Source organism: Marinobacter sp. F4206 (genome assembly GCF_019392195.1).
In the GTDB taxonomy this organism is placed as follows: domain Bacteria; phylum Pseudomonadota; class Gammaproteobacteria; order Pseudomonadales; family Oleiphilaceae; genus Marinobacter.
On sequence record NZ_JAHXKI010000003.1, the window covers coordinates 452576 to 475566 of the forward strand.

Sequence of the window (22991 nt, forward strand, 5' to 3'; positions counted from 1 at the left end):
GTGGATGCGACAGCCCCACCGCAGCTGGAACCGGTTCCCGTCACGATCATCACCGGTTTTCTCGGCGCGGGCAAAACCAGCCTTCTCAATCACATCCTGTCTGGCAAACATGGCAGGAGGATTGCTGTGCTTGTGAACGATTTCGGTGCCGTCAACATCGATGAGGCACTGATTGAAAATCGTGAAGGCGAGGTGATCAGCCTTGCGAACGGATGCATCTGCTGCAGCCTCAGTGCCGGTTTGCAGGTATCTGCAGCGCGATTGGTGCGACGCCGGCCTCAGCCTGATCACATTATCATCGAGACATCTGGGGTTTCGGACCCGTTTGAGGTTGCTAATGCCTTCAATGATCCTGACCTCAAGCCCTTTGCTCCGCTGGAGGGCGTCGTCACAGTGGTCGATGCTGAGCTGGCACCGACGTTGGAAGGCGACATGCTGAACCTCGCCCGCTGTCAGGTTTATGCGGCCGATGTGATTATCCTGAACAAAACCGATCTGGTCGATGAGGGTGGGCGCCGTCGAGCGATGGAATGGCTGCAAACACTCGCGCCGCACGCGCGGGTTATTGAATCCGTCCATGGCCGGGTTCCGCTGGAATTGCTGTTTGATATCGGAGGCGCCGCAGAACTGGAGCGGGGTGCAGTCTTACGCAATAACGACGGCGCCCGGCGTCATGATGAACCACCCTTTGATACCTACACCTTTGAAAGTGACATCCCTTTGCCAGTTCAAAGATTACATACTCTGCTCAGGCGGCTGCCAAAAACGGTGTTTCGTGTCAAAGGCATCATCAATTTGGCGGAGAAGCCGGAACACCCCTGTGTGCTTCAAGCAACCGGAAAGCGCGCCGCACTGACGATTGGTCAGCCCTGGGGCGAACGCCGGCCGGCCACACAGATTGTCTTTATAGGAGCGCGGGGTGGTGTGGATGCGGTCTGGCTGAAGGAGCAGTTGGCCGGGGCGTCGATACGGGAGTCTGTCTAGACGCGCGATTGGCAATTAGTTCGTGTTTTCGAGTGCGATGCCCGGTTTCGCTCGAAAAAAGCCGAAAATGTTTGCTCAGGCATGGGTGCTGTACTCGCGTTTCGCGCTACGGCGTGCCGGTTGCTCAAACCAGTTTTTTTAACGTGGGATCTGAATGCAAGTAACAGTGATGAACGCGGATCAATGAGGAGAAAGAGCATGGGTATGAACTACCAGATCTATCGTGCCTGGGCCGATGCGTCCAAGGGCATTAGACAGTGTCAGAAGGCCGACAAGGCTCTGGCAGAGGGTAATGCCGATTCGGCTGCCAGCCATTACAGCAAAGCACTTGATAAATTTGCTATCGCCGCTGATCACCTGGGGAAGGCTGAGGCTGACGCCGAAGTCAAAGCCGGTAAGCTGCTGGACGATGGCAACAAGGAGTTGCAGAAAGCGATTGATGAGTGGGCAGATGGCAATTTAGACAAGGCCGATAAGCACTACGATAAAGCCCTCGACAAATACGACGAAGCTCTTGATCTCGTCGACTGACGCTTGAGAGGGACAGTGAGGGCGTTTGCCCTTATGAAATCAAATCCCTCATTGGAGAACGTGCCGGAGATGCCAAAAATTGCCCCATCTTCGGCACGTAAAGATCAATGTTTACACTAACAAAAAGGGGCGCTTAATGACGGGTATTTTAGTAAAAGAGCTGTTGTAGGTTGGATTGGCCTTCAAAACCTGGAACTGGGGGCAATGTCATGCGCATCCGAAAGTGTGTTCTTACGGTGATGGCATTGATTTGTTTTGGCGGTTTGGTGCTGGCGGCCGTTCCCGTTACCGATCCAGAGGCGAATCTTGACGCGGTTCTTAAGGTTACCGGGCTTCAATACGTGGTTGGCATGGCCGGGACCGTCGCATTCTCTGTAACGGCAGTTCTGGCCCTTGCCCGCCAGGGTGTCGATATTTTTGGCGCTTGCGTCTTGGGGCTGATTACGTCGATTGGCGGTGGCACGATACGTGACGTGATTCTTGGTGTGCCGGTGTTCTGGGCGCTGGATTTGGCTTACGTCTGGGTGAGCCTGGCTGCGAGTTTGGCGGCGTTCGTTGTCAATAAGACGATGACGGTAAAAGAAATCTATTCCTTGATGTTATACGTCGACGGGATGGGCATTTCCCTGTTCGCGGTTCAGACCACCCAGAAAGTGATGATTGCTGAATTTGCGATGCCTCTGGGCCCAATCTTGTTGGGCATAACCACGGCTATTGGTGGTGGCCTGTTACGCGATGTGCTGGCGGGCAATAAGACTCTGCTGATGGATCGGGAGCTTTACGCCGTACCAGTCGCCGCGGGCTGCACCGCATTTTATATTCTGTTTGTCTATTTTCCTGATTTCGGCCCACTCATCGGCACTGTCTGTACGTTTGGAATCTTCTTGATGCGAGCCGCCGTTATTCATTGGAAAATTCAAGTTCCTGAGTGGCTTACCACCAACCCAGGAAACACATGATTGCAAATGAACGGTTCGGACTGAAATGGAAGGTTGGGCTGTCTTGATTCAGAGGGCGGGTCTAATTCCTGGGGTTCTTTGTAAAGCTTCTGAAATTGTTGCGCGATGTGAGGCCTGGCATCGAATACGCCGATGGGTTCAGTGTCTTCGAAGCGGTTTTGTCGAAAATAATCAAAGCATACAAAAGAAGTTTTTCGATAGATCTGAGGAATCGGTGGAAGATCCAAAACAATAAGTTGCACCCTTCATCCAGCAGATGCCGCCGCAAAACTCAGATTACCTCGGTATTCAGAAGAATGGTAATAAAGAGAAACACGCCGAGCAGCCCAATAGAGAAACCCATGATTGCACTTGCGTTTATCATCCGATAGGGACGTGAAGTTAACTGATTTAGTTGCGCGATCATCCGGCAGTATTCCAAGGTTCCAAAGGCTATTGAGATCACACCCAGGGCAATCAAAAAGAGCCCAATACGTCGCGGTCCATGGGAGCTGATTGCATCGGTCATTGGCCTTGATGCAAATACCTTGAGGAATTCGTAGATGGTGAAACCGAAGGCAATCAGTGACAGTCCGGTGCGAATCCAAGCCAGAAGGGTGCGCGTGGCAGCCAGGGCGGTGCGCTCCAACGAGAGGTCGGTGCGTTCCTCCGAAAGATCATTGGAACTGCGCGGCTTGGTCGCCATGCTCGTTTTCCCGCTGTAACTCGCACGCATAGGGCCTTCTATGCGTCCCGTTCTTTGATCAATGTGAGTTAATGGAGTATAGGTTAGGTGATCAAGAAAGGGCAGCTTGCGGCGTTGTTCGCTCTCAGGAAGTTTCAGCTGGCCAATCGGTTGTAGAAGCCTTCGATCCGGGACAAGGCGTTGTCTGCGGCGCGTGAGTATCCCTTTTTGTCCAGGCAGTAACTGAATTGAACGCTGATCCGATAGCCGGCCTGATACGGCTGACACTCCACAACGCGGGCACCTACCCGGGTTTCCCGGATGTATTTGCCGTCGAAATCCATGAACAGTCGAGTGCCCGGGTCCATCGGCCGGGGGCAGAGCACGGCCATACCATAACGATTCAGATCCAGGCAGGTGACGGTCATGGCCTGCCTGGCGCGTCCGAAAAAGCCCCGCTCCCGTAATTGAACCTGAAGGCAAGACGCTGGATAGCGATCCTTGATTCTGCGATCGGTCGAATGACTCGTCATAAAGGTGCGTCCATTGCGTTTTCTTGTCTTTATGTGGCCAGGGAGAGGAAGTGTAGTTCTGGGACATCTGTCTGAAAAATGACCGTTCATGAAAGTGTGAACTGGCTAACACTTCCGTAAGGGGCTGCCAGCCGGGCAGAAAACTTGTGCGGGAACGCGACAGGGGCGGCTGCAGAATCTACAATGACCGGCCAATGATTCAACCGTTACAGGACCGTACCTTGAAGTCACTGTCTCTGCACCAGCTCTACAAATCCTGTGTTCTGAAAGACTTGCCGTTCAAAACCACCCGGCAACTGGAGCCGCTGGCCGAAATTGTTGGCCAGAACCGTGCCCAGGAGGCCGTCCGGTTTGCCCTGGCAATGCCCCATGGCGGCTACAACGTCTACGCGGTGGGGCGTAATGGCCTGGGTAAGCGCACCATGATGCTGCGCTACCTTGAACACCACGTGGATACGGATCAGCAGAGTCACGACTGGTGCTACGTTGCTAACTTCGAGGAGCCACGGGTCCCGAGGCTGCTTCAGCTGCCAGCGGGTAAGGGCACGCAGCTCAAGCAGGACATGGAAAAACTGATGAGCCGGCTGGTGAAGGTGATTCCGCAGACCTTCGACAGCGACAGCTTCCTGGAACGCTCCGAGCAGCTCAAGAACGAATACGGCAAGAAGCAGGAAGACGAACTGGAGAAGGTGGCCGCCCAGGCCAAGCGCAAGAAAGTCAGCCTGACGGTGACCACACCCGGCGGTTACCGCCTCGTCGCCATGAACGGGGAGGAGCCGCATACGGCGGAGTCCTTTCAGGCCTTGACCGAGGAACAGCGCGACAAGTTTGAAGACTCGATCAACAAGCTGGAAAAGAAGCTGAGGCAGGCGCTGCGCAAACTGGCGGACTGGGAACAAGAATACGCTGACAAGCAGCAGGCGCTCAACAAAGAGACCCTTGAGGGGATTTCGGGCCATCAGATCGACGAGCTTGAGGAGAAGTACCGAGACCTCCCCGACGTGGTTTCCTTCTTTGAATCGGTACGGGCTGACCTGGCCGAAAACCTGGATATCTTCCTGGACGATGACGACGAACAGGCCGCCATCGCCTATGCCTCCCTCGATAAGAAAATGCCCCGGCGTTATCTGGTGAACCTCCTGGTGCACCAGAAGACAAACGAAGTGCCGGTGGTGGTCGAGGATAACCCGACCTACCACAACCTGTTCGGGTACGTGGAGAACGTGACCTACAAGGGCACCGTATTCACCGACTTCTCTCTGATTCGGCCGGGCAGTCTGCATCGGGCTAACGGCGGCTACCTGCTGATGGATGCGATCAAGGTGCTTGAGCAGCCCTTTGTCTGGGATGGTCTCAAGCGTGCGTTGCGATCCAAATCCATCCAGATTAATTCACTGGAACGCGAGCTGACCCTCTCCGGCACCATCTCGATAGAACCGGAGGCGGTGCCTCTGGATGTGAAGATCGTGCTGTTCGGGGATCGGGAAACCTGGATGCTGTTGCAGGAATACGATTCGGAGTTTGCCGAATTGTTCCGGGTAACCGCGGATTTCGAGAATGAGATGTACCGTTCCGATGACAGTCAGCTCCTGTACGCCAAGTTCATCGCCAGCCTGGTCAGTGAAAAGAAGCTGCTGCACTGTTCCAACAAGGCGGTGGCACGGGTGATTGAGCACAGCTCGCGGATGGCGGAGCATCAGGATCGCCTTTCTCTGCACGCTGCCGATATTGCCAATCTGCTTCGCGAGTCCGACTTCTGGGCGCGTCAGGCGGGCGCCAAACTGATTCAGGATGTGCACGTGGAGCGGGCGCTGGAAAGTGCCAAATACCGCAGCAGCCGTATTCGTGACCAGTTCTACGATTCCATCCGCGATGGGTCGACGCTGGTGAGCACCAGCGGCACCTGCATCGGGCAGGTGAACGCGTTGTCGGTGCTGTCCACTGGTGGCTTCGAATTCGGGCTGTCCAACCGGGTCACCGCAACCTGCTACTATGGAGATGGGGCGGTGATGGATATTGAGCGGGATGTGAAGCTGGGCGGCAACATCCACTCCAAGGGCGTGATGATTCTAAGTTCTTGGCTGGCCTCGCACTTTGCCATCACTGACCCGATGCACCTTTCTGCCAGCCTGACCTTCGAACAAAACTACGGAGAGGTGGATGGTGACAGCGCCTCCCTGGCCGAACTCTGCGCCCTGATCTCGTCGCTGGCCGAGATCCCGGTCCGGCAGGATCTGGCCATTACCGGCTCGGTTAATCAGTTCGGTGAGGTTCAGCCCATTGGCGGAGTGAACGAAAAGGTTGAGGGATTCTTTGCAACCTGCCAGTTAAAAGGCGGTCTCACCGGTACCCAGGGCGTTATTGTGCCCAGTACCAATGTTCAGAACCTGATGCTGGACAGCGAATTGGTCAAGGCTGCGCGTGAGGGTCGGTTTGCTGTCTATTCCGTCAGCCGGCTGGAAGAGGCTGTCACCCTCTTGTTAGGCAAGCCTGCCGGCAAGGCGGACGACAAGGGCAGGTACCCGAAACAGAGCGTTTTTGGCATTATCCAGCAAAGGCTGGAGAAAATGCGGGAGCATGAGCGCCAGGAGAACGCCCGGGATGATCATAAAGATCCGTCAATTCACTGACCGGACATCACAAGAAAGTGGACAGGAGAGAACACACAGATGACTGATATCCAGCAGACGGTATACGTGGTAGAGGACGATGAGGCGGTTCGTGATTCACTGGAGCTGCTGCTGAAATCCGACGGCAAACCGGTGAAAACCTATGAGAGTGCAACGTCCTTTCTCAAGGACTATTCCGACAAGATGGCCGGATGCATCGTGCTGGATATCCGCATGCCAGGCATGGATGGCATGGAGCTTCAGAAGAAGCTGAACGAAAAGCATTCCATTCTGCCTATCATTTTCGTGACCGGACACGGCGATGTCCCCATGGCGGTGGACGCCATGAAAGAGGGTGCCGTGGACTTTATCCAGAAGCCCTACCGTGAAGAGGCTCTGCTGGAGAAAATCGAGGCGGCGTTGGCGCAGGACCTTGAGCAGCGCAAGACCCTTGATGAAAAACAGGAAATCATTCGTCGCGTTAAAAGCCTTACTCCCCGCGAGCACGAGATCATGGACCGGATGATTGCGGGGCAGGCCAACAAGGTCATCGCGATCGAACTGGAAATCAGTCAGCGGACGGTTGAAATTCACCGCTCCCGGGTCATGCACAAGATGGGAACCCATTCCCTGGCGCACCTGGTTCGTATGGTCCTGTCCGTAAAGGACCTTATCGACGCCCGGTGATCCTGTCGGCATCATACGGTGACCTTTTTAACCGGCCCCGTTTATATGACTGAAGTTGTCAGTGAGAACTCGGAGGTGACGGTTCTGCTTGTGGATGACAATCCGCAGAACCTCAAAGTCCTCTATGAGACCCTGAAAGACAAGGGCTACCGCCTGTTGATCGCCAACGAAGGTGAAAAGGCCCTGGACCTGGCCCACCGCCATCAACCCGAAGTGATCCTGCTGGATATCATGATGCCGGACATGGACGGCTACGAGGTGTGTGAGCGCCTCAAGGCGGATCCGGCGACGGCGGATTGTGCCGTGGTGTTTCTGTCTGCCCTGGACGACCTGCAGGCCAAGGTGAAGGGCTTTTCCCTCGGCGGCGCCGACTACATTTCCAAGCCGTTCCAGTCCCTTGAGGTGATTGCACGGGTTAAAACCCACGCCCGGGTCATCCGTCTCGAGCGGGAGTTGCAGGCTCGCAACCGGGAACTGCGGGGTGATCAGGCGCGGATTCTCAATTCCATCAGTGAAGGCATCTACGGCCTGGATGAGAACGGCGTTATCGAATTTGCCAATCCGGCCGCGGCGGAAATCATGGGTTGTCCGGTCGACCAGCTGATTGGTCGCAATTTTTTCGAGGCGCATTTCGCGACCTGCGGTGACGGTCCCGACGGGCTGCCTGTTCAGTCCACGTGTTGCCAGGGCATGGCAGAGAATCAGCGTAACATCCGGATGTCGAGGCCGGACGGCAGTGGTTTTCCCGCTGAATACCGGTCCACTCCGAAGCTCGATAACGACGAACTGCATGGCGCTGTGGTCGTGTTCAGGGACATTACTGCCGAACTTGAGAGCGAGGCGGCCCTGGAAGAGGCTCGTGAACTGGTGCAGGAGCAAAGGGACCAGCTGGCGCACGCCTCGCGACTGACCACCATGGGAGAGATGGCAGCCGGCTTTGCCCATGAGGTGAACCAACCGCTTACAGCCATCACCAACTATGCCCGGGTTTCCAAACGCATGATGAGCAAGGAGGCGCCCGATCTCGGTCTGCTGGGTGAGACCCTGGACAAGATCGAGGCCCAGTCCCATCGCGCCAGCGAGATTATCCGCCGTATCCGTCGTTTCATGAAGAAGCCTGCGACCGGTAAGGAAATTATTTCGGTACCGGCGTTGCTGGAGGACACCCGCCAGTTCGCGGAAGTCGATATGCGCAACAACGAGGGCGGCATTGAGCTGTCGGTGCCTGACTCGCTGCCGGATGTGGCAGCCGATCCGATCCAGGTTCAGCAGGTCGCCCTGAACCTGATCCGCAATGCGCTGGAAGCCACGCGAAGTGCCAACGCCTCGACTCCGGTTGAGGTGAGTGCCGAGTTGTTGGGTTCGAGTTGCGTCCGGGTACAGGTGCGCGACCACGGCGTGGGTTTGCCGGCGGACGCCGAGGACAAGCTGTTTCTGCCGTTCTATACCACCAAGGACGAAGGTATGGGGATCGGTCTGGCCACCTGCCGCTCCCTGATTCAGGCCCAGGGCGGGGACATTGGCTTCGAACGCCCCGAAGATGGGGGCGCCTGCTTCTACTTCACTCTGCCCGTCGCTGGCGCAGACGGAGCGTCCTGTGCTCCCGAGCCTGCCTCAAGCGTCCGGGAAGCCTGAACGCCAGACTTCCGGGGGCCTTTGTTACAGCCATTCGATGCGGCCGCTGAGATGCGGGGCATCGCCCTTCGAGTTCAATAGTTGATAGTCCCAGCCTGACCGGCCCGACTGCCAGTTCAGTTGCGCCGTTCCGGGCAGGAACAGTGGCTTCTTGAACTGGCAGGTCACCCGCAAGGCGCCTGACTTCCAACCTTCCTGTTGTTCCAGCAACGCCAGTGCATGGGCCTTGCTCCACATGCCGTGGGCGATCGCTTTAGGGAAGCCGAATGCCCGGGCGCTGAGCGCGTGCATGTGGATGGGATTGCTATCGCCCGAGACTCGGGCGTACTGGCGGCCAATGGATTCCGGCGCGTTAACGTTGAGAGTGTTGGGATACTGCTCAAGTTCCGGAGGAGTGGACTTGCTGCGGGCCCCGGATTCTTTTGCTGCTTGCCGGAAGAGGGTGACACTGGACTCTTCCCAGATCAGCTTGCCTGCCGCGTAGGCCTCGGTTATCAGGTCGAACTCGATACCCCGGTCGGTGCGCTCCGGTTTGCCGAGACGCACGCTCAGATCAAGCGTTTCGCCCGCGCCGATTTCACGGTACTGGGTAATGGTATTGCGCAGGTGGACCAGGCCCAGGAGCGGCAGTGGAAAGGCCTTATCCGTCAGCAGCTTGAGGTGGAGCGGGAACGCCATAACATGCGGCCAGGTCAAGGGAGTCCGGGTACTCCGGGTGAAACCGCAGATCTTTTCATAACGCACCAGGGCATCGCTGGAAGTGCTGGCGCCCAGAAGCCTTGCGGACAGCGCCGGTATGGTCACATCGTCTTTGTCCTTAACCGGCTTCGGCATCAAGGCCCGGGCATATAAGGGCAGCAGGCTTGGTGGGGTGTGGTGGTAGATGAGGGTATCGGGCATAGAGGTTGTCTCCCGGCGCAGGATTTCGCCTTTAAATGTAGTCGTGATTTGGTGACGTAAGTACCGGATATTTTTCCATTCTGGTACAACTGTGCGTCTGTGGCCTGATATGCTCTAATATCAGACGTTAGTCCTAGATGGTTCAGTTCAAGAGCCTTAACTCTGGCAAACCCGGGGAGATCAGGCATTGACTTGGCGTGCCCCGGCGATTGTCCGCCGGGTCAAAGTGGTATTAAACAAATAAAAAAAGCGGGATCTTATGCAGGAACTTCGTGACGCGGGAGTGATGTTGCGCCTGATCTACGAGGCGATGAAAAAGAAAGGCATTGATACCAATGCCATTTTCAGTCGTCTGGGCGTAGATGAGAATTACGTTTACACCGAGCAGTTGCGCACTCCCCATAGCGCCCAGGTTTACTTCTGGCAGGCCGTTGAAGATGTATCGGGTGATCCGGACGTGGGACTCCATCTGGGCCAGCTGCTGCCCGCCTACAAGGGGCAGGTGCTGGAGTATCTTTTTCTCAGTAGCCCTACCTTTGGAGAGGGCCTCCGGCGTGCCCAGAACTATCAGCGTTTGCTGAGTGATGCCGCCAACACGGACTTCTTCATTGAAGGGGACGATGCCTGCATGGTCCTCGATGCGGCCTCGGATGAGGTCAGTCGCCAGAAGCACTTCAATGAATGCTTTGTGCAGGGAGTAATTATCTTCTTTCGTTCGATCACCGATGGTTCGTTCTATCCCTCCCGCGTCGAGTTTGAACACCAGAGGGAGACGGGGCAGGCGCGTGTGGCTGAAATTCTTGGCTGCGATGTGGTCTTTGGCGCCAAGGAAAACCGGCTGTATTTTCCGGCGAAGATGCTCACCCATGCCTCTCCTCATGCCGAACCGGAGTTGCTGGATTTGCACGAAAGATTCGCCAGCGAGCAGGTGGCTCGTCTTGAAAAAAAAGATATTGTGGGACAGGTGGAGAGAATTGTTGCCGAGTTGCTGGATAGCGGCGAGGTTACCCTGGACGCCGTTGCCGAGCGTCTTGGGATTAAGCCCCGGACTCTCCGCACTCGGCTGACGGAAGCAGAGACCAGCTTCAACCAGGTGTTGGCCGATTTCCGCTACCGCCTTGCCCGCCAGTTGCTGGCGACCACCGACGAGTCGATCGACGAGATCGTCTACCTGACCGGATTTTCCGAGCCCAGTACCTTCTACCGGGCCTTCAAGCGTTGGTCGAAAATGACGCCGATAGAATACCGCAAAACCGCCCAGGGCAAGGATGCGATGGTCGATGCGCTCTAGCAGAAACGCTTTCCGGAACTTTTTTCAGAAAAAGCGTTGACATAAACGGGGGCCTCTTTATAATGCGCCCTCGTTGTCACCGAGCAGTCACACCCCTGACTGCACCGCCCGATCCGGGCAAGACGTGATGACCATCGCGGAGCGGTAGTTCAGCTGGTTAGAATACCGGCCTGTCACGCCGGGGGTCGCGGGTTCGAGTCCCGTCCGCTCCGCCATTTTCCCCCTCCCTGCAAGTCAGTATCCTTTTTGTTGTCATCCCTCTGTCATGATTTGTCGATAGCCTGTTGCTGTACGCAGCAAACAAGGATTGATTCATGTCGAATTATGAAGAAGAGCTGATCGAAAGCCAGTATGAAGAGTTTGATGATGATGAGGGGTGGGATGACGCTACCGAAATCTAGCGTTCTGCCTTCAACCGGTTCCGGTGTTCACCGGGGCTGATATCAAACCAGCGCCGATAGGCTTTGTGAAAAGCCGCCGGATTGGCGAAGCCAAGAAGCCAGGCGATTTCCGATAGTGCCGTCTCTGTTTCCCGTATGTAATCCCGCGCCAGCTGTTTCCGGGTCTCGTCCACCAGTTCGCGAAACCCCGTTCCTTCCGCTGATAATTGCCGTTGCAGCGTCCACGGCGCCACGCCCAGTTTGCTGGCAATGGTTTCCAGGCTTGGGCTTTCCCCCCTGAACAATGGTGTCAGCAGGTTCTTTACCCGGTCGCCGGTGGTCCAGCCCTTTCGAATCTGTTGCAGCTCCCTCTCGCACAATTCCGACAGTTTTTCGTGCACCGCTGGCTGCGCCTGAAGTGTTGCCTGGATCCAGGTGTCCGGCTTCACGGTGATGGCGTTTTCATCGGCGCCAAAATGAACCGGGCACCGAAACCAGCTCTCAAACAGGTCGTCCTGACCAATGGACGGGTACTCGATGGTGACCCGTTCAAGTACTTCATACTGCCCCGTGATATGTCGAACAAACTGGGTCCAGGCCGCAAGCACCGAATCCACGACGAAGAAGTTGAAGGCGTTGTAAGGGCGGATCGAGTAGAAAAGGGCTCGGCGCTCTGTCGGTTTGATGGATGGGGCACCCCGGCTGTTCTGGCTGGTGAGCAGGGAGTAGCGGATGAGAGTGTCGAGCGCTTCGCCTGCGGTGGCCGCTGACTGTCCAGCCAGTCCGGCGATGCCGGCGTCGACTGGGCGGGTCAGCGCCCCGATGCGCAGGCCCAGGGCGGGGTTGCCGGTTTGTGCGATGGCGGCATGGCCCAGTCGCATGAAGCGCGGAATGCTGATTCGGGCAGCGGCAGAATCCAGGGTTTCCCGGCCCAATCGGAAGCTGGACATCAGCTGGTCAGGGTCAGCACCCTCGGCAGCGGCAGCCCGCAACAGGACGGAGGCGTGCAGCACGCTGATGTTGCCCAGGGCGTTGCGGGGCTGCTGGCCTGAGGTTCTCTGCCTGCTTATCATTCATCGTTGTCCGACATGTCACTTAAAGATAATAGAATGTTATTAGGGGATATTGTTGATGGCAAGTTGGCCGGGTAATTTAGGGCCATATAACGAGTCGGGCCCCTCAGAGGTCCGCCAACCTTGATGATGAGGAGATCTGTCATGACTACCCCCGGTGTCGCCAAATACCCCAACCTGCTCGAACCGCTCGACCTGGGCTTTACCAGACTGCGGAACCGGACCCTCATGGGCTCCATGCATACCGGCCTGGAAGAGGCGAAGAACGGATTTGAGCGCCTGGCGGCCTTTTACGCGGAGCGTGCCCGTGGCGGGGCTGGCCTGATTGTGACGGGTGGTATTGCGCCGAACGTGGAAGGTGGGGTGTTCCAACACGCCGCCAAGATGACCAACGACGACGAAGTGGAAAAGCACAAGGTCATCACCCGCGCGGTGCATGAGGCGGATGGCAAAATCTGCATGCAGATCCTGCACGCCGGCCGTTACGCGTATTCGCCGGAACTGGTGGCGCCGTCTGCGATTCAGGCGCCGATCAACCCGTTCAAACCGAAAGCGCTGGACGAGGCCGGCATCGAGAAGCAGATCCAGGACTATGCCGACTGTGCGGCCCTGGCTCAGAGCGCGGGCTACGACGGTGTCGAGATCATGGGCTCGGAAGGCTACTTCATTAACCAGTTCATTGTGTCCCACACCAACCATCGTACCGACGGCTGGGGCGGAAGTTATGAGAACCGGATTCGCCTGCCGATCGAAATTGTCCGTCGTGTACGCGAACGGGTGGGCGAGAAGTTCATTCTGGTCTACCGCCTGTCGATGCTCGACCTGATCGAGGATGGCAGCACCTGGGAAGAGGTGGTTCATCTGGCCAAGGAAATTGAAAAGGCCGGCGCGACCATCATCAACACCGGCATCGGCTGGCATGAGGCGCGGGTGCCGACCATCGCGACCTCTGTGCCTCGTGGCGCGTTTACCAAGGTCACTGCCCGCCTCAAGGGCGAGGTGAGTATCCCGCTGGTAACCACCAACCGTATCAACATGCCGGATGTTGCCGAGAAAATTCTGGCGGACGGCGATGCGGACATGGTGTCCATGGCACGTCCGTTCCTTGCGGACTCGGAGTTGGTACTCAAGGCAGCAGAGGATCGCGCCGAAGAGATCAACACCTGTATTGGCTGCAACCAGGCCTGCCTGGACCACACCTTCAGTGGCAAGCTGACGTCCTGCCTGGTTAACCCCCGTGCCTGCCATGAAACCGAGCTTACCTGGGTCAAGACGGCTGCACCCAAGTCAATTGCGGTGGTCGGTGCCGGTCCGGCGGGCCTTGCGTTTGCGTCCGTTGCGGCAGAGCGTGGGCATAAGGTGACCCTGTTTGACGCCGGTAGCGAAATCGGCGGCCAGTTCAATGTGGCCAAGCGGATTCCTGGAAAGGAAGAATTTTACGAAACACTGCGTTATTTCCGCGTCATGCTGGACAAGCACGGTGTGGACGTTCGTCTGAATACCCGGGTGAATGTGGATGATCTCAAGGCCGGCGGTTTTGATGACGTCGTTCTGGCAACCGGCGTTGAGCCGCGCACGCCGGACATTGAGGGCATTGATCACCCGAAGGTCATTGGCTATCTCGATGCCTTGCTTGAGCGTAAGCCCGTTGGTCAGAAAGTGGCAGTGATCGGTGCCGGCGGCATCGGTTTCGATGTCTCCGAGTTCATTGTGCACAAGGGCACGTCGGCCGCTCTGGATACCGAACACTTCATGCGCGAGTGGGGGGTCGATCTGAGTGTCGAGCACCGTGGCGGTATCCAGGGTGTTGCGCCAGAAGTTCCGGAGCCTGCGCGAGAGGTTTACCTGTTGCAGCGCAAGGCATCCAAAGTCGGCAAGAATCTTGGCAAAACCACCGGCTGGATCCATCGGACATCACTCAAGAATCGTCAGGTTCAGATGGTGCCGGGCGTCAGTTACCGCAAGATTGATGATCAGGGGCTGCACATCACCGTTACCCCGAAAGGCGCCGAGCAAGGTGAAGATCAGGTGCTGCCGGTGGATACGATCATTGTCTGTGCTGGGCAGGAGCCGCTGCGCGAGCTCCAGGGCGGCCTCGAGGCCGCCGGCGTGGCCGTGCATCTGATTGGCGGCGCTGATGTGGCAGCGGAGCTTGATGCCAAGCGGGCCATTGATCAGGGAAGCCGCCTCGCTGCGGAGCTTTGATCACAAAACGTTGCAGTTTTTCCCTGTGCACCGAAGATTGACTGGCTAGACTAGTAACCTTGAGTCTGTCAGTTTGCAGCTCCGCCCCCCGGTTAACCGGCAGGGTGGGGCTTGCCGGCATTGGAAACCGATGGAACATTCTTTGTGACTTCATCGTGTGAGTGTCGAATCTTTAGGAGCTAGGAGAGTCACAAATGGTATCTGCCGACCAGGCGACTGATGGTTATGCGGCGGTGTTTTTCGTGGATGGAAGCCACGTGGCGCGCCAGATGCGTGCCAGCGAGTTTGGCGCTTTTCTGGACGGATACGTAGGTCTGTCGGACCTCGCCGAAACCGATGTCAAAGCGGTTCTGGTCGAGCTGAGTGGCGATCTTCTTGTGCAGTCCCTGGTGTTTTTCCGAATCTGGTTCGACGAAGAGGGACGGGCGGACAGCAACTGGAACGTGCCTATAGAAGAGCTTGCCAAGCGGGGTGCCAAAGGTCCCGACATGGGGGGAGGCCCCATTCGGCTGGTGTGTCGCAGTCAATGCCCGGAGCCCCGCTACGCCCAGGAATTGTGGGACCCGGACATGACGCCCGGCAACAATCACTTCCAGGCTATTCGTAAGGCCGTTGATTCCAACTCTCTGAAATTCCGAAAAATAGAACCTGAACCGGCCCAGGAAGAAGACATTCCGGTACTGAATGCGGCGCCCGCCGCACCGGAGTCACAGGAAGACGCGCCGAACGCTGCTGACCGGGCCCGGCTTGCCCAGCTGATCCGGGAACAGCGCCTTCGAATCAAGACTATCCAGAGTGTCCATCGGGATTCCCTGTCCGAGATCCAGCGAGAGCATCGCCTGGAACTGCAGACGTTGCGTAGTGAATTCTCCGATATGGAGCAGAAATATGAACGGCAGCGGCTGAGTAATGAACAGCTGAAAAAACGCCTTTCGGAGCGCAATGAGCAGTACCTGACCATGCAGGAGCAGATTGCCTCCGGCGGTGAGGAAAGAAAGCGTGATGACGCCAATACCGATGCCGAACTGGTTCTCCTTCGGGAGCAGCTTGACCGGAAACAGCGTGAGCTGGAGCTTCGGGATGAGCGGATCGTGGCGCTCGAGCAGGAGAACCATGATCTCCAGAACCAGGAGCCGGCGGAAAACTCCATCATGGACCACCTGAAAAAGCAGGCGGTGTTCCTGGTGGCGTACCACCCCGGTGTCGGCCACATCACGTTGCCGTTTGATGATATCGAAACCTACTTCACCAGTCCGGTGGCGTATGCGGCAGATCGCTGTGGCATGAACGAGCCGGCCTATCGCGAGTGGCTTGAACATTATGAGAACCCGGTGTGCCAGCATGCGGGGAACGATGGCAAGGTCTGTGGTGAGCCGATCATGCGAGTCAGCCAGCCGGGCGAGTTCCGGTCCGGCATCGACGATCGTTGTGAGCAGCATCAATCCTGAAGTGTCGATCTTTTTTCAGTATCGGGGTGACTTTCGTTAAACTGTGAGCCAGATTGTCACGGGGCTACCGGATCTGGCCGGCCCCACCGCATCCCGACACCACAGGAAGCCTCATGGATCAGTTCAGGAACATTGGCGTCATCGGCCGATTGGGCAGCGTGAAGGTGGTTGAATCGCTGCGTCAGCTCAAACAATACCTGATTGCCAACAACTACCACGTCATTCTCGAGGAAGACACCGCTGGCATGCTGCCGGGTCATGGCCTTCAGGTCGCCAGCAAAAAGCTGCTGGGTGAAATCTGCGACCTGGTCATTGTCGTGGGTGGCGACGGCAGTTTGCTGGGCGCCGCGCGGGAATTGGCCAAATCCAAGATCCCCCTGCTGGGCGTTAACCGCGGCCGGCTCGGCTTCCTTACCGATATTTCTCCTTCCGATCTGGAGGAACGTCTGGGCAAGGTTCTGGAAGGCGAATACGTGGAAGAGACGCGCTTTCTGCTGGACGGCAACGTTGAGCGCAATGGCCAGCCGCTGGGTTTTGGAACCGCTCTGAACGATGTGGTACTCCACCCTGGTAAGTCGACCCGGATGATCGGCTTTGATCTGTTTATCGATGGCCACTTTGTCTACAGCCAGCGCTCCGATGGCCTTATCGTCGCCACGCCGACCGGTTCGACGGCGTATTCGCTCTCGGCTGGTGGGCCAATCATGCATCCGAAGCTCGATGCTGTCGTTCTGGTGCCCATGTTTCCCCACACCCTCAGTAGCCGCCCCATCGTTGTTGACGGAAAGAGCGAGATTAAACTGGTGATCGGAGAAACCAACGAAACCTACCCGCAGATTTCGTTTGATGGCCAGATGAATATCGCCTGTGCGCCGGGCGACATCATCCGTATCACCAAGAAACCGTTCAAAATCCGGCTGATCCACCCCACCGATCACAACTTCTATGCCACCTGCCGTGACAAACTTGGCTGGGCGAGTGAAATTTCAGCGAGTTGATCATGGCTGTTAACAGACACACCGCAAGTCGCGGTTTCGACATCATCGGCGACATCCACGGTTGCGCCAATACGCTGGTCCGGTTGTTGGAACAGATGGGCTACCGGAAGGTGAACGGGGTATATCAGCACGACCGGCGCCAGGCTGTTTTCATTGGCGACATCATCGACCGCGGGCCCCGAATCCGTGAAGCCCTGCATCTGGTGCGGGACATGGTAGAGCATGGCTCGGCCCGGATTGTGATGGGCAATCACGAATACAACGCGCTGGGCTACTGTACCCGTGCCCGTGCCGGCAGCGGCAAGAAGTGGCTGCGTGAGCACAATGCCCGGCATGACCGGTTGATCCGGGAGACCCTTGATCAGTTTGACGCCTACCCCCATGAATGGAACGAGTTCCTGGACTGGTTTTATACCATCCCCCTGTTTATTGAGGAGGAAGACTTCCGGGTCGTTCATGCCTGCTGGGATGGAGAGCTGATCGAAAAGTTCAAACGAACCCAGGGTGGTGCCTGCATCGACGAGGATTTCCTGCATGCCTCGGCGGCCATCGAATCGTTCGCTGGGCAGGTTATGGACACCTTGCTGCGAGGAACGGATCTGCGCTTGCCCGAGGGAACGACGATCACCGGCCGGGACGGCTATGTTCGGGAGTTTTTCCGGACCAAGTTCTGGGCGGATGACCCGCATACATACGCGGATGTGGTGTTCCAGCCGGATCCCCTGCCGCCGGAGGTGGCGCGCATGGTGCTGACTGAAAACGAACGTAAACAGCTGATCAGCTACCCGCTGGATGCACCCCCCGTGTTTGTAGGGCACTACTGGATGGAAGGCGAACCGGCCCCGCTCAAGGCCAACGTTGCCTGCATTGACTACAGTGCGGTGAAGTACGGCAAGCTGGTGGCCTACCGCATGGACGGTGAGACCGTGCTCTCCCCGGACAAGTTCGTGTGGGTAGATGTTGACCGCCCGGAGCAGGCCGGCTATCCCGGCACCGAAGACAGCATTGCCCGTTGAGTCAACGGAGTCATTACACCGATAGGCGAGGTTTTTGTGTACCGCGTGAAGCAGTTGGATACCACGGTGGATCTCGCCGGCTTCAGTCGCTGGCTGACCGGGCAGGGTGTGGCGCACCGGATCACGGAAGAAAACGACCAACAGGTTCTGTGGTTGGAAAATCCGGATCATGCCGAACCGGTTCTGGCGGCATTGGATCGGTTCCTGGCTGAGCCGGAGCTGCGAGACGCCGTGGAACGCCAGCAGCATTCCCCGGTCTTTGTTCGTGGGCGCTGGCAGCCTTCGGCCCGGCATGCGCCCGTGGTGCTGGGTCTTATCATCTTTGCGGTGATCATGGTCTGGGTCACGGCGATGGGTCGGAACGAACTGGCGGCGGCGTTGATGGTGATCGACCCCCGGGACTTTGACTGGAGTACCATGGCGGGCCGCATGGACGCTCTGGCCAATACCCTCGCCAGCGGGCAGGTCTGGCGCCTGTTAACCCCCGATTTCCTGCATTTCAGCTGGACCCACATTATCTTCAATGCGGTGATGCTGTGGTTTCTGGGGAGCCAGATTGAGTGGTTTGACGGGCGCGGACGGCTGATTACGCTGTTCCTGGCGACCAGTATTTTCTCTAATGGACTTCAGTACCTGGTTTCGGGACCCTTGTTTGGCGGCCTGTCGGGCGTGGTGTACGGCATTCTCGGCTATTGCTGGTTGAGTCAGCGCAAGGTTCCGAGATTTCATTTTCCTCCGGCTCTTGTGACGTTTGCCGTGGTCTGGATGGTGATTGGTTTCACGCCGTTTACCGAATTGCTGGGGCTGGGCCGCATGGCCAATGAAGCTCATTTGGGCGGGTTTGTCAGCGGGGTGGCCCTGGCGCTCATTTTGCCCGTAAAAAGACAATGACGGCACAAAAAAAAGCCCCGCCCGAGGGCGAGGCATAAAAAGAGCATTTAGCTCCTGATGAGAGAGACCAAATGATACGACCGTCGTCATTTGGTGAATAAATGATAATCGTTATCGTTTGCATCTGTCAAACGGTTGAACACTTTTTTTTGAACGCGTTTCGGGAGAACCGAATGACTTACGATGAACTGATTGAGCGCCTGGATCCCAATGTTTACCGGAGCCTGCGCCAGTCGATTGAGCTTGGAAAATGGCCGGACGGCAGAAAGCTCACTCCGGAGCAGCGGGAGATCAGCCTGCAGGCGGTCATCTACTACGAGAACCTGCATCAGATCCCGGAAGAAGAGCGCACCGGCTACATTGACCGTGGCAGCAAGGCTGGTACCGCCTGTGATCCATCGGTTCAGCGAGCCAATGCTGGCAAAGACAACGTAGACCCCGATCAGTTTGTCGAGGTCAAGTCTTGAGCGAGTTGATTGACGTAACCGGCCGGCTCCGGAAAATGCCCGTCGAAGCGGCAGCACCGGTGGCCTATACGATTGCGGTGGGGGACAGCCGAATCCCGTTGAATGAATTCCTTGGCAAGCGGGTTCGTCTCGATTTCGAGGGCGTCATCCGCTGCATCAACTGTGACCGCACGACCAAGAAAAGCTTCAATCAGGGCTATTGTTACCCCTGTTTCCGCAAGTTGGCGGCCTGTGACAGCTGCATCATGAGCCCGGAGAAGTGCCACTATCACCTCGGCACCTGCCGCGAGCCGGAGTGGGGCGAAACCCACTGCATGGTGGAGCATGTGGTGTATCTGGCTAATTCATCGGGATTGAAAGTGGGGATCACCCGGGGATCCCAGGTCCCCACCCGCTGGATTGACCAGGGCGCGGTTGACGCGATTCCGATGGTTCGGGTTGCGACCCGTTATATTGCCGGATTGGTTGAAGTGGCCTGCAAGCGTCATGTGGCGGACCGGACCAATTGGCGGGCCATGCTGAAAGGGGATGTTCCCGAGCTGAATCTGGCCGATGAGCGACAGCGTATGCTGGAACTCATTGCAGACGATCTGTCCGCGTTGCGGGATGCCCACGGTGAGAATGCGATCCGCGAGGTGAATGAAGAGGGGCTTGGGCTCAGCTACCCGGTTGATGTCTGGCCTGAAAAGATCAAGACTCACAACCTGGACAAGAACCCGGAAGTCGAAGGTGTGCTGGAGGGCATCAAGGGCCAGTACCTCATTCTGGATACGGGTGTGATCAATATCCGGAAGTTCACCGGGTACGAAGTACGTTTTCGGGTGATGGGCGACTGATCGGCCCATTCCCGCCTGACCTGACAACACCTGGCTGCCGGACTGCAGGCAGTCAGTGGCTGAGTAATCTGGAGATAGACCATGCGCACCAACCAGCCCCAGACCATTTATCTGAGCGAATACCGAGTACCGGCTTACCTGGTTGATACCGTCGACCTGCGCTTCGAGCTGTTTGAGGATGGCGCCCGTGTGCACAGCACCCTGGTTGTCCGTCGCAATCCCGAGTCGGACGCCGGTGCGGTTCCGCTTGAACTCGACGGCGACAGCCTGGTTCTCGAGTCCGTTGCCCTGAATGGCGCAACGTTGGGTGAAGACGACTACGAGGATCGCGGTGACAAGCTGATCGTTGAGTCGGTGCCCGAGCACTTCGAGTTGTCCGTCGTGACCTGGATCGAGCCCCAGAACAACACCCGCCTCGAGGGGCTGTACAAGTCATCCGGCATGTTCTGCACCCAGTGCGAAGCGGAGGGGTTTCGCTGCATCACCTTCTTCCCCGATCGTCCGGATGTGATGTCCCGTTTCCGGACCCGGGTTGAGGCCGACAAGTCTGCGTACCCGGTGCTGCTCTCCAACGGCAATGATGTGGAGCGGGGCGATCTGGGCGAGGGGCGTCATTTTGTGACCTGGGAAGACCCGTTTCCCAAGCCCTGCTACCTGTTTGCTCTGGTGGCCGGGGACCTGGTGGAAAAGCGGGATACCTTCACCACCTGCTCGGGTCGGGACATTGACCTGCGTATGTACGTGGAGCCGCGTAACGCCGAGAAATGCGACCATGCCATGGATTCGCTCAAGCGTTCCATGCGCTGGGACGAAGAGACCTACGGGCGCGAGTACGATCTCGACATCTTCATGATTGTGGCCGTTGATGATTTCAACATGGGCGCCATGGAGAACAAGGGCCTGAACATCTTCAACTCGTCGTGCGTGCTGGCAAGTCAGGAAACGGCAACGGATCTGGCGTTCCAGCGGATTGAGGCGATTGTCGCCCACGAGTATTTCCACAACTGGTCCGGTAACCGGGTCACCTGTCGGGACTGGTTTCAGTTGAGCCTCAAGGAAGGCTTCACCGTGTTCCGGGACTCCCAGTTCTCAGCGGACGTTGGCTCGCCCACGGTCAAGCGTATCGAAGACGTTACTGTACTGCGCACTGCTCAGTTCGCCGAGGACGGTGGCCCCATGGCACACCCGATTCGTCCGGCTTCCTACATGGAGATTTCCAACTTCTACACCCTGACCATCTATGAAAAGGGTGCGGAAGTGGTGCGAATGATTCACACCCTCCTTGGGCCTGACATGTTCCGAAAGGGTAGTGATCTGTATTTCGAGCGCCACGATGGTCAGGCTGTAACCACCGAAGATTTCGTCAGGGCCATGGAAGATGCCTCCGGTCGGGATCTGTCCCAGTTCCAGCTCTGGTACGAGCAAGCGGGCACTCCCATACTTGATGTTTCGGACGAGTTTGATACCGACAAGGGCGTCTACCGGCTGACCATCACCCAGAGCATTCCCGACACACCGGGACAGACCCACAAGAAGCCGCAGCTCATTCCGTTCGCTCTCGGCCTTCTCGGGAGCAGGGGCGAGCCGCTGCCGCTTCGGCTCGAGGCCGGTTCCGGGGACGCGCCTACCGAACGGGTGCTGGAACTGACCGGCGATCGTCATGTGTTCGAGTTCCATGGTCTGGAGGAGTGCCCCGTTCCGTCTCTGCTGCGTCAATTCTCCGCGCCGGTTCGAGTGCGCTACCCGTGGAGCCGCGAGCAGTTGCTGTTTCTCATGAGCCACGATCCGGACGGCTTTAACCGCTGGGATGCCGGCCAGCGCCTGGCGGTGGATGTCATTCAGTCGCTGATCGGTGCGCCCAGGGATACTGCGATCGATGCGCGGCTGGTCGGCGCCTATCGCCATCTGATCTCGGATTCGTCGCTTGATCAGGCGCTGGTCGCCAAGATGCTGCAGCTACCCTCGACGGCGTATCTGATTGAGTTGGCGGAGAGTGCAGATGCACCGGCGATTCACGAAGCCCGCGAGCGGGTCCTGAAGCATTTGGCCATTGCACTTCGGGATGAGCTGGTGGCCTGTTATCGCCGCAACCTGGAAGAGGGCGACTACGAGGTCACCCCGGAGCAAATTGCGCGCCGGAGTCTGCGTAATACGGCACTGGCGTGGTTGCTCCAGATCAACGACGAAGAAGGCCGGGAGCTGGCGCTGCGTCAATTCCGCAGCGCCGACAATATGACCGACCGGATGGGAGCGCTTCGGGCGCTGGTGAACTCCGATTACGAAGAAGATCGTGAACGGATGCTTGCGGAGTTTTACGAGCGTTTCCAGGACGATCCGCAAGTGGTGGAACAGTGGTTCTCGGTGCAGTCGTCCAGCGACCGAGCCGGCCAGCTGCCACAGATCCGTTCGCTTCTGGAGCACCGGGCGTTTGACTGGAAGAACCCGAACAAAGTGCGCTCGGTTGTTGGGGCCTTCGCCGGTCAGAATCTGGCGGCCTTCCACCACCCGGACGGTTCGGGCTACGATTTCCTGGCCGATCAGGTCTGCCGCCTGGATGACAGCAACCCCCAGATTGCTGCTCGTCTGGTCACCCCCCTGACACGCTGGAAGAAATTTGCACCGGCGTACAGCGAGCTGATGAAAGCCGCACTGGAACGCATTCGTGACAAGTCGGGTCTTTCCCGGGACGTTTACGAGGTCGTTCACAAGAGCCTTGCTGGCTGACGAGGCCCGTGATGGTCCGGCTGGGATTGTAATTTGCGGTCACAGCCGGATACAAAATCGCACTTTCGGTCGATAGACAATAATGGCCGATCGGCTAATCTGTTGGAAAGTCTGAACTCCCATCAGACAATAATAAAAAGCCCTTCAGAGGCTTCCAGAC

At 57.4% G+C, this 22991-nt stretch carries 19 protein-coding genes and 1 tRNA gene; 16 read left to right on the forward strand and 4 right to left on the reverse strand.

Features of this window, described 5'->3' with window-relative positions:
* The 3 genes from KZO34_RS15280 to KZO34_RS15290 all read left to right on the forward strand — a co-directional run bounded on the left by KZO34_RS15280 (position 1) and on the right by KZO34_RS15290 (position 2474).
* A complete protein-coding gene (locus KZO34_RS15280) occupies positions 1-984 on the forward strand; it encodes a CobW family GTP-binding protein (RefSeq protein ID WP_219477708.1) in 984 nt (327 codons plus the stop codon).
* A 204-nt stretch (positions 985-1188) separates the two neighbouring features.
* The gene (locus KZO34_RS15285) at positions 1189-1515 is read left to right on the forward strand and encodes a hypothetical protein (RefSeq protein WP_219477709.1); all 327 of its coding nucleotides are present in this window, start codon (positions 1189-1191) and stop codon (positions 1513-1515) included.
* A gap of 209 nt (positions 1516-1724) precedes the next feature.
* Positions 1725-2474 (forward strand): trimeric intracellular cation channel family protein, encoded by a 750-nt coding sequence (locus KZO34_RS15290; RefSeq protein ID WP_219477710.1) that lies wholly within the window; start codon positions 1725-1727, stop codon positions 2472-2474.
* Positions 2475-2745: 271 nt separating this feature from the next.
* Here KZO34_RS15290 and KZO34_RS15295 read toward each other — a convergent pair whose 3' ends face one another.
* A complete protein-coding gene (locus KZO34_RS15295) occupies positions 2746-3159 on the reverse strand; it encodes a YidH family protein (RefSeq protein WP_219477711.1) in 414 nt (137 codons plus the stop codon).
* Positions 3160-3293: 134 nt separating this feature from the next.
* The gene (locus KZO34_RS15300; RefSeq protein ID WP_219477712.1) at positions 3294-3671 is read right to left on the reverse strand and encodes a PilZ domain-containing protein; all 378 of its coding nucleotides are present in this window, start codon (positions 3669-3671) and stop codon (positions 3294-3296) included.
* A 221-nt stretch (positions 3672-3892) separates the two neighbouring features.
* Here KZO34_RS15300 and KZO34_RS15305 point away from each other — a divergent pair, with 221 nt between their 5' ends.
* The 3 genes from KZO34_RS15305 to KZO34_RS15315 are packed head-to-tail and all read left to right on the forward strand — an operon-like array spanning position 3893 to position 8602.
* Complete coding sequence (locus KZO34_RS15305) at positions 3893-6301, forward strand: Lon protease family protein (RefSeq protein WP_219477713.1); 2409 nt, start codon at positions 3893-3895, stop codon at positions 6299-6301.
* A gap of 39 nt (positions 6302-6340) precedes the next feature.
* Positions 6341-6967, forward strand: a complete 627-nt coding sequence (gene fixJ / locus KZO34_RS15310) for a response regulator FixJ (RefSeq protein WP_219477714.1) — start codon at positions 6341-6343, stop codon at positions 6965-6967.
* A 45-nt stretch (positions 6968-7012) separates the two neighbouring features.
* Positions 7013-8602 carry an ATP-binding response regulator gene (locus tag KZO34_RS15315; protein ID WP_219477715.1) on the forward strand — a complete coding sequence of 530 codons (1590 nt, stop codon included), beginning with the start codon at positions 7013-7015 and terminating at the stop codon, positions 8600-8602.
* 24 nt (positions 8603-8626) lie between these two features.
* Here KZO34_RS15315 and KZO34_RS15320 read toward each other — a convergent pair whose 3' ends face one another.
* Positions 8627-9502 carry a MaoC family dehydratase gene (locus KZO34_RS15320; RefSeq protein ID WP_219477716.1) on the reverse strand — a complete coding sequence of 292 codons (876 nt, stop codon included), beginning with the start codon at positions 9500-9502 and terminating at the stop codon, positions 8627-8629.
* Between the two features lie 259 nt (positions 9503-9761).
* On the opposite strand from KZO34_RS15320, the gene KZO34_RS15325 reads away from it, so the two are divergent.
* Both KZO34_RS15325 and KZO34_RS15330 read left to right on the forward strand, forming a co-directional pair.
* Positions 9762-10793, forward strand: coding sequence for an AraC family transcriptional regulator (locus tag KZO34_RS15325; RefSeq protein ID WP_219477717.1), 1032 nt, complete (start codon positions 9762-9764; stop codon positions 10791-10793).
* Positions 10794-10931: 138 nt separating this feature from the next.
* Positions 10932-11008: transfer RNA gene (locus tag KZO34_RS15330), tRNA-Asp, on the forward strand.
* A 182-nt stretch (positions 11009-11190) separates the two neighbouring features.
* On the opposite strand, the gene KZO34_RS15335 is transcribed toward KZO34_RS15330, so the two are convergent.
* Complete coding sequence (locus KZO34_RS15335; RefSeq protein ID WP_219477718.1) at positions 11191-12246, reverse strand: AraC family transcriptional regulator; 1056 nt, start codon at positions 12244-12246, stop codon at positions 11191-11193.
* Between the two features lie 144 nt (positions 12247-12390).
* Here KZO34_RS15335 and KZO34_RS15340 point away from each other — a divergent pair, with 144 nt between their 5' ends.
* The 8 genes from KZO34_RS15340 to pepN all read left to right on the forward strand — a co-directional run bounded on the left by KZO34_RS15340 (position 12391) and on the right by pepN (position 22831).
* A complete protein-coding gene (locus tag KZO34_RS15340) occupies positions 12391-14451 on the forward strand; it encodes an NADPH-dependent 2,4-dienoyl-CoA reductase (protein ID WP_219477719.1) in 2061 nt (686 codons plus the stop codon).
* A 194-nt stretch (positions 14452-14645) separates the two neighbouring features.
* Positions 14646-15899, forward strand: coding sequence for a DNA repair protein (locus KZO34_RS15345; protein ID WP_219477720.1), 1254 nt, complete (start codon positions 14646-14648; stop codon positions 15897-15899).
* A gap of 113 nt (positions 15900-16012) precedes the next feature.
* Entirely contained in the window at positions 16013-16897 is an 885-nt protein-coding gene (locus tag KZO34_RS15350; protein ID WP_219477721.1) for an NAD(+) kinase, read from the forward strand.
* A 2-nt stretch (positions 16898-16899) separates the two neighbouring features.
* On the forward strand, positions 16900-17913 hold the full coding sequence (locus KZO34_RS15355; RefSeq protein WP_219477722.1) for a metallophosphoesterase: 1014 nt from the start codon (positions 16900-16902) through the stop codon (positions 17911-17913).
* A gap of 36 nt (positions 17914-17949) precedes the next feature.
* The gene (locus KZO34_RS15360) at positions 17950-18804 is read left to right on the forward strand and encodes a rhomboid family intramembrane serine protease (RefSeq protein ID WP_219477723.1); all 855 of its coding nucleotides are present in this window, start codon (positions 17950-17952) and stop codon (positions 18802-18804) included.
* Positions 18805-18977: 173 nt separating this feature from the next.
* Positions 18978-19271, forward strand: coding sequence for a YeaC family protein (locus KZO34_RS15365; RefSeq protein ID WP_219477724.1), 294 nt, complete (start codon positions 18978-18980; stop codon positions 19269-19271).
* Complete coding sequence (locus KZO34_RS15370; protein ID WP_219477725.1) at positions 19268-20107, forward strand: DUF2797 domain-containing protein; 840 nt, start codon at positions 19268-19270, stop codon at positions 20105-20107. Before KZO34_RS15365 ends, KZO34_RS15370 begins: the two co-directional genes overlap by 4 nt.
* Positions 20108-20188: 81 nt before the next feature.
* The gene (gene pepN, locus KZO34_RS15375) at positions 20189-22831 is read left to right on the forward strand and encodes an aminopeptidase N (RefSeq protein WP_219477726.1); all 2643 of its coding nucleotides are present in this window, start codon (positions 20189-20191) and stop codon (positions 22829-22831) included.
* The last annotated feature ends 160 nt before the right edge of the window (positions 22832-22991 follow it).